Annotated in this window: 13 protein-coding genes; 10 read left to right on the forward strand and 3 right to left on the reverse strand. The window is 37.8% G+C overall.

The features are described 5' to 3' along the window. Positions 1 to 186 precede the first annotated feature (186 nt). The 5 genes from cyoE to X953_RS03505 all read left to right on the forward strand — a co-directional run bounded on the left by cyoE (position 187) and on the right by X953_RS03505 (position 3124). The gene (gene cyoE, locus X953_RS03485) at positions 187 to 1104 is read left to right on the forward strand and encodes a heme o synthase (RefSeq protein ID WP_040954376.1); all 918 of its coding nucleotides are present in this window, start codon (positions 187 to 189) and stop codon (positions 1102 to 1104) included. Between the two features lie 16 nt (positions 1105 to 1120). Next, on the forward strand, positions 1121 to 1390 hold the full coding sequence (locus X953_RS03490; RefSeq protein ID WP_084715605.1) for a GNAT family N-acetyltransferase: 270 nt from the start codon (positions 1121 to 1123) through the stop codon (positions 1388 to 1390). A 162-nt stretch (positions 1391 to 1552) separates the two neighbouring features. Further along, positions 1553 to 1783, forward strand: a complete 231-nt coding sequence (locus X953_RS03495) for an excisionase family DNA-binding protein (RefSeq protein ID WP_040954378.1) — start codon at positions 1553 to 1555, stop codon at positions 1781 to 1783. Positions 1784 to 2002: 219 nt separating this feature from the next. Beyond that, positions 2003 to 2449: a GNAT family N-acetyltransferase gene (locus X953_RS03500; protein WP_040954379.1), complete on the forward strand. Its 447-nt coding sequence runs from the start codon at positions 2003 to 2005 to the stop codon at positions 2447 to 2449. A 63-nt stretch (positions 2450 to 2512) separates the two neighbouring features. Then, on the forward strand, positions 2513 to 3124 hold the full coding sequence (locus X953_RS03505) for a pyridoxamine 5'-phosphate oxidase family protein (RefSeq protein ID WP_040954380.1): 612 nt from the start codon (positions 2513 to 2515) through the stop codon (positions 3122 to 3124). 152 nt (positions 3125 to 3276) lie between these two features. Here X953_RS03505 and X953_RS03510 read toward each other — a convergent pair whose 3' ends face one another. Further along, complete coding sequence (locus X953_RS03510; protein WP_040954381.1) at positions 3277 to 3681, reverse strand: nitroreductase family protein; 405 nt, start codon at positions 3679 to 3681, stop codon at positions 3277 to 3279. A 183-nt stretch (positions 3682 to 3864) separates the two neighbouring features. On the opposite strand from X953_RS03510, the gene X953_RS03515 reads away from it, so the two are divergent. Beyond that, entirely contained in the window at positions 3865 to 4764 is a 900-nt protein-coding gene (locus tag X953_RS03515) for an RluA family pseudouridine synthase (RefSeq protein WP_040954382.1), read from the forward strand. A 146-nt stretch (positions 4765 to 4910) separates the two neighbouring features. On the opposite strand, the gene X953_RS03520 is transcribed toward X953_RS03515, so the two are convergent. Continuing rightward, positions 4911 to 5897, reverse strand: a complete 987-nt coding sequence (locus X953_RS03520; protein WP_084715606.1) for a P1 family peptidase — start codon at positions 5895 to 5897, stop codon at positions 4911 to 4913. Positions 5898 to 6084: 187 nt separating this feature from the next. After that, positions 6085 to 7488 (reverse strand): alkaline phosphatase, encoded by a 1404-nt coding sequence (locus tag X953_RS03525; RefSeq protein WP_052350028.1) that lies wholly within the window; start codon positions 7486 to 7488, stop codon positions 6085 to 6087. A gap of 247 nt (positions 7489 to 7735) precedes the next feature. Here X953_RS03525 and X953_RS03530 point away from each other — a divergent pair, with 247 nt between their 5' ends. The 4 genes from X953_RS03530 (at position 7736) to X953_RS03545 (ending at position 12368) form a co-directional block, all read left to right on the forward strand. Beyond that, a complete protein-coding gene (locus X953_RS03530) occupies positions 7736 to 8314 on the forward strand; it encodes a peroxiredoxin (protein ID WP_040954385.1) in 579 nt (192 codons plus the stop codon). 315 nt (positions 8315 to 8629) lie between these two features. Continuing rightward, positions 8630 to 10504 (forward strand): ABC-F family ATP-binding cassette domain-containing protein, encoded by a 1875-nt coding sequence (locus X953_RS03535; RefSeq protein WP_040954386.1) that lies wholly within the window; start codon positions 8630 to 8632, stop codon positions 10502 to 10504. Positions 10505 to 10529: 25 nt separating this feature from the next. Next, positions 10530 to 11582 carry a C45 family peptidase gene (locus tag X953_RS03540; RefSeq protein ID WP_040954387.1) on the forward strand — a complete coding sequence of 351 codons (1053 nt, stop codon included), beginning with the start codon at positions 10530 to 10532 and terminating at the stop codon, positions 11580 to 11582. A 111-nt stretch (positions 11583 to 11693) separates the two neighbouring features. Continuing rightward, positions 11694 to 12368, forward strand: a complete 675-nt coding sequence (locus X953_RS03545; protein WP_040954388.1) for a hypothetical protein — start codon at positions 11694 to 11696, stop codon at positions 12366 to 12368. The last annotated feature ends 42 nt before the right edge of the window (positions 12369 to 12410 follow it).

The raw sequence follows: 12410 nt of genomic DNA on the forward strand, positions 1-12410 counted from the left end.
AACCGGTCGTGAATGTCTATCATAAAGTTGATGACGGACATTGCGAGTGCGAAACCGCGTTGGAATGTCTATCATAGAATCTATGACGGACAATGTAATCTAGAGTAATAGTCTGCCATGTCATTCCATGATATGATAACAGTATAAGAATGTAAACAATTGCCCCAATCAGGGAGGGTATATGATATGGGAAATGAAAGTGTATCAACAACGATACCAAGCGATTCGGAACGAACCACGTTTTCGGATATAAAATCACTTATAAAAGGACCAGTTTTAATTGCAAACGTATTACCTGTTTTCTCCGGCTTCTGGCTTGCCCTTTATTTTTCTGGAGCTTTAATAACAGAGCAATGGCCCCTTTTTATACTTACCATGCTTGGAAGTACTCTAGTTATGGCTGGAGCATTAGTAATTAATAATTGGTATGATGTGGATATTGATGAAGTTATGGCCAGGACGCAGAATCGTCCTACTGTAACAGGTAAGATACCACTTAAAATTGTGTTATGGACAGGGATTGGCTTGTCACTGGCAGGTTTTGTCCTGTTATGGTTTACGACATGGGAAGCTACATTATATGCCTTCATCGGCTGGTTTACCTATGTGGTTCTTTATACGATGTGGACAAAGCGAAAATACACATTAAATACGGTGATCGGTAGTATATCTGGTGCAGTTTCTCCTTTAATTGGCTGGGCTGCGATAGAATCTGCTTTTCATATTGTTCCGATTATGCTTTTAGCTATTTTATTTATTTTCCAAATGCCGCATACATTTGCGATTGCTATTAAAAAATATGAGGAGTACAAAGCGGCAGATGTTGCCATGCTGCCTGTAGTGCATGGGTTTTCGATAACAAAGCGGCAAATAGTAATTTATATTGCCTGTTTGTTACCATTGCCATTTTACCTCATTCAACTAGGAACCTTTTTTATTACAGTGGCAACAATATTGAATGTCGGTTGGCTGATCATTGCCTTAAGAGGGCTTTTTATGAAAGATGATCAAAAGTGGGCCCATTGGATATTCTTATATTCAGTCAACTATATTACGATTATTTTCGTTCTTGCTGTGTTAGTCACCCTGCCAGCATTTCAATAAATAAGGAGGAATTTTTGTGGAAATAAAGCAAGGGAATCATACGTTTTTTATCGGTGAGGAAGATAATCCTTTAGCTGAAATATCATTCATTCCGGGTGAGGGAAACGAGATTATTGTAGATCATACTGTCGTATCAGAGGAGCTGCAAGGACAGGGCGTTGCGGGGCAATTAGTCGAGAGGCTAGTACAGTATGCCAGAGAGGAAGGATTAAAAATTAAACCTCTATGCTCTTATGCACAAAAGAAACTTGAAAATACACCGGAATATCAAGACGTACTAATTTAGAAATTTCAAAGACAAATTAAATGAATTGGGATTAGTGAAGTATGGTATCAATTTGAAAGAGAAGAAGCAAGAACTGAAGTAATGAATTGGTTGGATAGGGAGAATATACCTGTTAAACGATAGGGAAAGCTGACTGGACTGTTTTAGGAAAGGACCAAGGATATGTACAAAACCATACAGGAGACTGCTGAGTATTTATCAATGGATATAGCAAAAGTAAGCGCACTAGTATTGGAAGGGAAAATCCGTGCCATTCATGATGGGAACCAATACTTAATAAATCAAGATCAATTTAAAACACACTTTGAAGATGTGGAGAAATATAGACAAAAGATTCAGGAATACTTAAATGAACCGATTCCAGAGGATATTGACGTGAAGGATGAAGATTAGTATCCGATATGAAGAAAAAGAGTAATAACTAAACCAGACCGAATTACTAGCAGCTGAAAGAGAACTTGCTTACAAATAAGTTATCGGAAAACGAGTAGAACCCTAAAAGGATTTTTACTCGTTTTTATTAATAAAAAAGATTATTATATAGAATGAGCATAAAAAGGCCAGTATGTATTAATACATAATTTATAAATTATAATGCAGGGGGCGGAATGGGTGAAAGTGAGTATATTAAAGAAAAGTGACTTTGAGAAAATGAAAACTCTATTTTTGGATGTGTTTACAAATGAACCTTGGTTTGATAGATGGGATAATGAAGAACAATTACATGCATATTTAACAGAACTAACCGAAAATAATAACTCATTAACGTTAGCTTTATATAGTGAGGAGGAAGAGCTCATTGGGTGTGCATTAGGTTATATCTTTAACTGGTGGGAAGGGCGGGAATATTTTATTAGGGAGTTTTTTATTTCTAGAAAAATACAAAACCAAGGAGCAGGTAGTTCCTTTCTGCAATTAATGAATGGAATCTTAAAAGAAAAAGAGGTTAAACATATCACATTAACTACCGAAAAGAATGTTCCAGCATATCGATTCTATCATAAAAATGGATTTTCAGATTTAAAAGATTCAGCTAACCTGGTTAAGAAAGTAACTTAATGATGACAAAAATCATAGTTTGCTAGAATGATAAAGGTTGGTTAATGAAAGGATTGATAGAAAATGTCTGTACACCGTGGGGAGTATGTATTACAAGAAAAGTACGGAACAACCAAAAGAGCGGCTGCCTTTTATAATAAACAAATGCTTAATCAGCTAAATGATGTAATGAAAGAATTTATCAGTGAGCAAGCGATGATGTTCATTTCCACAGCTGATTCGAATGGAAACTGTGATTCATCTTTTCGGGCAGGGACACCAGGATTTGTACGGGTGATCGATGAAAAGACGTTAATATATCCCGAATATAAAGGAAATGGTGTTATGGCAAGCTTGGGGAATATTAATGAAAATCCACATATTGGTTTAATGTTTATCGACTTTTTTGAAAATCAAATTGGCTTACATGTCAATGGTAAAGCCTCCATATTAGAAAACAGTCAATTAATTTCACTCGAGATTTCTGATGAGATAATGGATGAAATGATTGAAAAGGAAGGGAGAAAGGCAGAACGCTGGGTGGTTATCGAAGTGGACGAGGCTTACATTCACTGTTCTAAACATATACCGAGGCTAAAAAAGCTTCAAAAAGAAATTGAGTGGGGAACGGATGACATAAAACAAAAAAGTGGAGACTTTTTTAAAGTAAAGCAAGATAAAAGAAAAGAAGAATAAGCATTCACGAGTATACGAAGGTAGGAAGGTAAAAAAATTTAATTTTTAATATATGAAAAAAGAAGCCCATGAATAGGCTTCTTTTTAGGTTGAATTTAACTATGAAATTAGTGTGCCTACAAACTCATCGGGCTTTCCTATGTTTCAATACATCAAACCCACTGTGCTACTTCCTCCATATTTCTTCGTGCTTTTCCTCGTTTTGGTTCTTCTTTTCTATAGCCAAATGTAGCGAGTACGGATGCACCAAATTGATCATTTTCAAGTAGACCTTCTTCTTCAAGTAATGCATCAAGCTTTTCTTGATTGAACCCTTCCATCGGAGTGGAGTCAATTCCGAGGAGTGCTGCAGCTGTCAGCATATTTCCTAGGGCGATATAGGTTTGTTTAGATGCCCAATCAAAAAGGGTGCGCTCATTATCTAATATCTGTTTTTGTTCCTGGAAGCGTTTATAATGACCGGAAACCTCTGTAACAATTGGTGCTGGCATTGTAGCATGGCGAAAGTGGTATGCCTCCATTACTCTTTCTTTTATTGTAGATGTTTGATTTGTCATATAAATTTCCATCCTAATATGATAATAAGTTGACAGGTATAATGTAGGAAGTAATGTGCTTCTGGAATTAAATTTAAAGTGAGTGGTAATTATGTTGGGCATTTTAGGATTTGCGTAACGATCAAATAAAGATTAATCTTATATATAAGAAATACGTTCTTTAATGATAAAGGAGTTTTACTATTGCCGAAAAAACAGCAATCAAGAGATAAGAATAATTTACATTTTACTGTGGAAAAGAAAATGGAGCTGCTTCCTTTTTTATTGGAAGCCATGCCCAACCGTAGCCGGAATTCCGTGAAATCCATACTGACACGTGGCCAGGTAACCGTGGATGATCATATTGAAACAAAGCATAATTACCCTTTATATAAAGGTCAAACGATTAAAATTTTAAAAAATAAAGCAGCAGTGAAGGAAAGTGCACTGATTGGCATGACGATTCTATATGAGGATGAAGATATAATTGTCATTAATAAAGAGGCGGGATTGTTGTCCATTGCGACACAGAAAGAAAAAAAGCAGACCGCTCATCATCAGCTTATGGAGCATGTCCGGAGAGAAGATCCCTTAAACCGAGTTTTTGTCGTTCACCGATTAGATAAAGATACTTCTGGAGTGATGCTTTTTGCTAAAAATGAAGCTGCGAAGAGAAAGCTTCAAGATACTTGGAAAAAAAGCGTAAAGGAACGCACATATGCTGCGCTTGTTGAGGGGAAGGTAGAGAAACAAAAAGGATATATTTCTTCATGGTTAAAAGAAAGTAAAACCCATATGATGTATTCAAGCCCTGTTAAAAATGACGGACAGCATGCAATAACCCATTATAAGGTGGTTCAGTCCAACAATGATTTTTCTTTACTAGAGGTTGAGTTGGAAACTGGTCGTAAAAACCAAATCCGCGTACACATGCAGGATCTGGGGCATCCTGTAGTAGGAGATAAGAAATACGGATCTAAGCAAAATGTAATCAGAAGACTGGGACTGCATGCGAAAGTGCTTTCTTTTATTCATCCGAGTACTGGGCAACTATTACTGTTTAAAGCAGAGGTCCCAAAGTCATTTTATGTAAAATCAAAATAAGCAAATAAAGGCCAGGTCAGGGATATTAACTGATCTGGCTTTTGTTTTTGCTATATGATTTGTGATGGTGTCAGATTTCAAGGAATGTTCTACATATAATTGAACTTTTCCAGCAGAATATCTCCACTTCTGAAAATGGATTTATATTAAATAGGAGCTCTTTCGACTATCCTGCCATTTCTTCCTTCTGTCGTTTTTGCTTGCATTAAAGAACGAATTACTGCTTCCTCTGTTGTTTCGATCACTGCTTGAAACAGATCATTCATGACAGGGTGATCATCACGCAGGAAGGAAATGGTGTCCTTAGCAGAATCACTCTCATGGTCGTATAGATTGGCAGTTGAAAAGGCAATGGCAATATCACCACTTCCGTTATCAATGTGACTTCCCGCTCTGCCAAGACCGGCAGCACAACGCTTTGCGAGTCGTCTCAGTTGCCTGTCATATAAAGGGGCATCCGTGGCGATAATCATCATGGTGGAGCCATCAGGTGTATTCATTGGCTTGCTTTCCAGATTTGCAAATAAAGCATGTTCTCTTTTACCAAAATTACTTACAACAAGACAACCGACAGTGTATGTATCTAAACGATCTGTAATCCTTCGTGAAGCAGTTCCTATGCCTCCTTTATATCCAAAGCAGACCATTCCCTTACCTGCTCCGACATCACCTTCCTCCACTGGGTTAGTCGTTGCATTCTCCAACGCGCTGATTGCATGTTTAGGTTTGATTGCTTGTTCGCGAATCGAATTCAAATAGCTATCATTACATTCGCCTACTACAATATTAATTGAACTTGTTGTATCACCGATTTCATCTGTACAATCGAGCATGTATTTTAATGTGCCTTGCCAAACAGCTCCTACACTAAATGTATTTGTCAGCATAATTGGAGATTCCAATAGTCCAAGTTCTTCTATTTGTACAAGCCCGGTTGTTTTTCCGTATCCGTTAATCACAGCACTTCCTGTTCTTACTTTTTTACGAAAAAGATTCCCTTCATGTGGTAATATTGCTGTTACTCCTGTACAGATTGTTTTTTTCTCACTTCGTTTTTCATAAAGTGTGGTATGACCAACTTTTACCCCAGAGACATCTGTAATACAATTTGCATTTCCTTTTTGTAGTTGCAAAAAAACCACTACCTTCCAATTTGTATTTATTTATTATTAGAATTATAGCAAAAAGTAAACTATATATTTTCATTCAACAAAAAATAAACAAAACCTGCTAATAAAAGTCTATTCTCCAACATATGGTTTTCCAGGATTTATCTTATAATAAGAAAAAGCAGACTACCTGCGCAGTCTGCTTTAAAGCTTATTTAAGAAAGTTGAATACTTCATTGGCGATGTCTGTGTTATCAATTAATCCGGAGAAGACCTCACTCTTCGGACCATATGCGTAGACGGGAACATCTACTCCTGTATGCCCGCTTGTGGTAAATCCGATGCCTGCTCGCACATTGAATACTTCGGAAATCGCTGCATAGACCTTATCGAAATCTTCTGTTTCTGCTGCTTGCTGGATAGCTGAGATTTCTTCTTCAGTAAAGTCCAGGTCAGCATATTCATCTAACACCTCTTCAACCTCTTCGCCACCAATTACCTCTTCTGCCATGAACTCAGGGGTACGTTCAGCTGCTTTAATTGCTTCGGGATTCATATTGTACTCTCCGTCACGACCAATAGAAAACCCACCTGTAGAATGGTCGGCTGTTAACACAACCTGTGTATGTTTATCCTTCATAGCAAATTCAATAACAGTTTCAAATGCTTTAGCAAAGTCCTCCATCTCACTCATAGCACTGACAGAATCATTTGCATGCCCAGCCCAGTCTATTTGACTCCCCTCTACCATGAGGAAGAAGCCATCTTTATTCTTACTTAGCTGTTCAAGAGCTGTTGTCGTCATTTCTTCAAGTGACGGACTATCTTCCCGGTCAATTGCTTTTGGAAGACCAACAGGAGCAAACAAACCTAGTAATTTATCATTTTCGTTCTCAAGCATTTCTTCTTTATCATCTACATAATTATAGCCATCTTCTTCAAATTCCTCTATTAAATCTCTATCTTCCCGGTCGAAATAGTCTGTACCTCCGCCGAGCATGATATCTACTTTATGTTCTCCATTAATCATTTCATCAAAGTAATCATCAGCAATGTCATTATAATTTCTTCTAGATTCATCATGTGCGCCAAAAGCTGCTGGAGTAGCATGGTTGATTTGGGATGTGGCAACAAGCCCAGTAGATTTTCCTTTTTTCTTGGCAACTTCAAGGACGGTTTCTACTTCGTTTCTTTTTGTATCAACAGCAATTGCTCCATTATATGTTTTTATCCCTGCCGACATAGAGGTCGCAGCAGCTGCTGAGTCAGTAATATTTTCTTCTGGGTCGTCTGCATAGGTGGTTGCCATTCCTACTAAATGCTTGTCGAATACGGTTTTTTCCATCTGTGGAGTTGAAGGGTCATCCTTCATGTAACGATAGGCTGTTGGATAGGATGGCCCCATTCCGTCACCGATCATAACGATCACATTCTTTACTTTGCCGTTATTCGGGTAGGCATTGTTATCTTTTCCTTTTTTAGCACCAGTTACTTCCCCGTTCATAGCTAACAAGCTTCCAATTGCCAGTACAAAAATTGTGGCGATAATCCAGAGCTTCTTCTTCATCCTTTTCCTCCTCCTAATTAATAATAAGACTAGTCTTACTATTATCATAGTTGAAAATGGTCACTAACTAAATGGTAGAAAAGGTATATTTTTAGAAGAAGAGATTAATAGAAGAAAGCATTGGAAAGATATAACCAAGCAAACTAGTAAAAAGGCATTACAAAAATTTACACGAGATTTATAAAATAGCTTTAAAATTGTCAAAAATAATTCCATATCCCTGGTAAAAAAGTATGTTATGTCCTATTTTGTGGAAGGCTATCGTTAAATGTAATGGAGAAGCAGGAGGATGGACATGAAAAAAGTATTATGGGTTGTCGTGTTGTCAGGCCTCTTCTGGGTCGGATACTACAGTTATGGTTTAATAAATTCAGCTCCAAATTCGTCTGAGACTATACAGATGGAAAAGAAAACAGCCATGGTACATACCTCTCAGACAGAGAAAGCAATGGAAGGAACAGAAATCGGTGAGACTGCCCCGGATTTTGAATTGACAACAACAGACGAAGAAAAGGTGAAGTTATCTGATTATCGTGGAAAAAAAGTGATGCTAAATTTCTGGGCTACATGGTGTCCGCCGTGTAGAGAAGAAATACCGGATATGCAAAATTTCTATAATGAAAAGGAAATCGTCATTCTTGCGGTTAATCTGACACAAACGGAAGCCAAAAAGCAAGATGTGGTAGATTTCATGGATAAGCATCATGTATCATTTCCAGTCTTGTTGGATGAAGCATCTGAAGTAAGCAATAAGTATCGTATTCAACCAATTCCAACCACCTATATGATCGATACACAAGGTAAAATCAGGTTTAAAGCATATGGGGCTATGACCTATGAACAAATGGTTAGTGAGTTTGAAAAAATGAAATAATGTAACTTTTCCCGACGACCAAGGTACAGCAATTGTAAATGCTGATTTCCTTGGTCTTTTTGTGGTAAACTAGCATATAGTATGAAACACTATCGGGGGAGATTATCATTAAACTTTTAGTGACACAACTGCTTATCACAGCGGTGATTTGGACGGGAATGGCTTTCTTTTTTTCAGACATGAATGCACAAAGCAAAGCTATTTTCTATCTTGTTACATCTTGGTTACTATTTTTGGTCGTAATTATTTTAAGAACATTACTTGGGAAAAGAAAAAGTAAATGAATGACTATAAGTCAAGGGAAGGTTTCTTGTTATGCTAACTATTGAAAATTTATATAAATCATTTGGTGAGAAGGTCTTGTTTGATACTATTTCCACCACCATAACGGAGCGTGAAAGAATAGGGCTTATTGGTGTGAATGGAACAGGGAAGTCCACCTTTTTAAAGACGATTGCCGGAATAGAGTCACCTGAAAAAGGGGTTATCAAACATCCTAAGGAGTACCATATTGAATATGCTGCACAGGAGCCAGTCCTTCATCCTGAACTAACAGTAATTGAACAAATCTATTATGGGGAATCCACCATTATGCAAGTAATGCGTGCATATGAGCAAGCATTATTGGAGCTGCAACGTGATCCTTCCAGTAAAAAAGCACAGGAAAACCTTCTTCATTGTCAGCAAAAAATGGACGAGGCAGATGCTTGGGAGGCCAATACCACAGCGAAAACGATTCTAACAAAATTAGGTATTACTTCTTTTAATAATAAAATTACCACATTATCAGGTGGCCAAAAAAAACGTGTTGCTATAGCAAAGTCACTCATCCAACCCGCAGATTTACTCATCTTGGATGAGCCTACTAACCATTTGGATAATGAATCTGTTGAATGGTTGGAAAAATACCTACAGACATATAAAGGAGCATTATTGCTCGTAACGCATGACAGATATTTTCTTAACCGTGTGACCAACCGTATATTTGAGCTGGATAAGGGAAATTTATATGTTTATGAAGGGAATTATGAACTTTTTCTTGAAAAGAAGGCAGAGCGGGAGGCTTTGGAAAAAAGCTTGGAAGCAAAGCATAAGAATACCCTTACCAGAGAGCTTGCATGGCTTCGCCGTGGAGCGAAGGCGCGTTCCACCAAGCAAAAAGCCAGAATAGAACGCGTGGAGGAAATGAAGCATAAAACCTTCGATACCAAAAAGCAGCAAGCGGAATTCCAAGTAGGGTCTGCACGACTTGGAAAAAGAGTAATTGAGCTTGAAGGTATTCAAAAATCATATGGCGATAAAAAGTTAATCGATAATTTTAGTCACATTGTGGTGCCTGGAGAAAGAATGGGGATTATTGGCCCAAATGGTACAGGAAAAACGACGTTATTAAATATAATGGCTAACCGAATTTCTCCCGACAGCGGCAAACTTGATATTGGTGAAACAGTCAAAATTGGCTATTATACACAAGGGGATGAGGAGCTGGATGGCAGTGTCCGGATCATCGATTATATTAAGGAAATTGCCGAGGTTATTTATACACAGGATGGAGATGAGATTACTGCAGAGCAAATGCTTGAAAGATTCTTATTTTCGAGGGCCGAGCAATGGACATATATTCGTAAGCTCTCCGGTGGGGAGAAACGCCGTCTTTATTTGCTGAAAGTCCTTATGAGCGAGCCGAACGTACTCTTCCTTGATGAGCCAACAAATGATTTGGATACACAAACGTTGGGCGTTCTGGAGGATTATTTAGAACATTTCCCTGGAGTTGTTATTACCGTTTCCCATGATCGTTATTTTCTGGATCGGGTTGTTGATCGCTTGCTAATTTTTAAAGGAGACGGTAAAGTTGAACTCTATTATGGAAACTACAGTGAATACTTGGACCAACATGTGCGAGAGTCTACTAAAGCAAAGCCAAAACCGTTAAAAGAGCAGCCGAAAAAGCAAAAGAAAAAGCTATCTTATATGGAACAAAAAGAGTGGAATGAAATTGAAGATATTATTTCTGATTTGGAGAGCAAGGTAGAATTACTGAAGGAAGAGATCGCCTCTGCTGGTAGTGACTCTGAAAAAGTACAAAGCCTTTTTGCGGAACAGCAGGCTGTAGAGGAAGAGCTCGAGACAAAGATGGAACGTTGGGAAGAACTATCCTTGCTTGTTGAGGAACTGGAAAGTAAATAGTTTTCAAATAAATGAGGGATGTACGATGAAAAGAATATATAGTGATATTTTTCAGTTCCGAGGAAATCATTATGAATTCGGATATCATCAGGGCCTTTTATTAAAGGACTCTTTTACATTAAAAAATAGAGATAAACAGTGGAAAATTAGAAGGCCGCGTTTTTCTATTTCCGAGGCGGAGGTTAAGGATGCTATTATGCCTTGGGCCCCTGGTGTGTGGGATGAATTAACAGGGTTAAAAGATGCGCTTGAATGGAGTATGGATAAGGTTTTGAAGGAATTTGGCGGTTACCGTCTTGACTACGTTAAAAGTGGATGCTCCATTTTCACGGATACAAACTATATGATCCGAAACTATGATTACCACCCAAAGACATACGAAGGACGTTATATATTGTATCAGCCCACTGATCAAGGTTACGCAGTTATTGGGCCTTCCCAGCGGATCACTGGCAGAATGGATGGGATGAATGAAAAAGGCCTGGCGCTTGGTTACAATTTTATGCATCGAAAAAAGCCGGGAGAAGGGTTTATTTGCAATATGATTGGTCGAATGACCTTGGAGACTTGCGCAGATGTTGGGGAAGCCATTCGCTTTTTAAAGGAAATCCCACATCGACATTCTTTTAGCTATATTTTGCTTGACCGGGAAGGGGAGACATTTGTAGTCGAAGCTACCCCTCGTAGCGTTGAAGTACGCACATCCAATGTATGTACAAATCATTTTGAACTATTAAAAGATGAAAACCGCTACCATTTGGATGATTCCTATAAAAGGATGACAGCTATGGAAGAACAGAAGGGACAGGTTACAGATGCTTACAAAGCATTTCGTATGCTAAATGATACGGATAAAGGGGTGTTTTCGGATCAATACAAAAATTGGTCTGGGACCATTCATACTTCTGCATATTTTCCTAAAGAAATGAAAGCATGGTTTGCACTTGGTGGTGACCGAGAGCCGGTTGTTATCAATTTTCAGGAGTGGCTACAAGGTACCCAAGTAGGAATGAAACGGATTCTTGGAGAAGTCAATACAGATCTCCCTTTTGTTCATATGGAGGATCAAGTTCGTTAATAACATAATTTAGGTTTAAAAGAAAAGTTAGAAAGGGAAACTAAGAATATAGGTTTCTTTTTTTGAAATTGTAGTTATAATAGACACAAATGCATTATAGGAGGTAACGTGATGAAGCTTTTTCAGGTTAGAAAAGGACAATTCGTTTTTTATAAAAATGAATTGCACAAAGTATATTCGGTTAAACCAATGTTTAAAAAGTCAGTCCATTTATATCGGTTAAAGGATATGCAGCAAATACTTACAAGTGCAAGTGAGATTGATCTGTATAGACCGCAACATAATGACACGTTTATTTTTTATGGAAAACGATATACCATTGATAAAGATAAACGACCTGAGCCTGGCGATTATATATTAATTGTTAAGCCTGCACCGGATTTCCTCGATCATTATTCACTAAACGAGATCGAAAAAGTAGAAAGTGTTGAGGATGGTAATGTTGTAACAACACGTGACAATGGTGTAAAACATAGTGAATATGTTGTCCTCGTTCCGGGGAAAAATGATGCGAGCCAAGAGATTGCATATTATGATAAAAGTCTGGTCCCGGAAGCTCAACAAATTGAGGATGAATCTATCAGTTATTTAGCAGAGTCAGATGATTCTCTTCAACCAGTTGTCGGGGATATCTATATGGACGTGAGAAATAATACGAAATCAATGATTGTTGCTATGACAGAGGATGAAGTTGTATTTGGACATGGCGTTCGCGTCCATGTTGCAGAACTTCTCGATGAAAGTAACTTCAAGCTTATTTACCAGTTTGAAGGAGAACTATTGTAAAAGTTCTCTTCGGAAATACCACAGTATACTTATACTGTGGTA

Origin of the sequence: Virgibacillus sp. SK37 (assembly GCF_000725285.1) — a bacterium.
Taxonomy (GTDB): domain Bacteria; phylum Bacillota; class Bacilli; order Bacillales; family Amphibacillaceae; genus Virgibacillus_Q.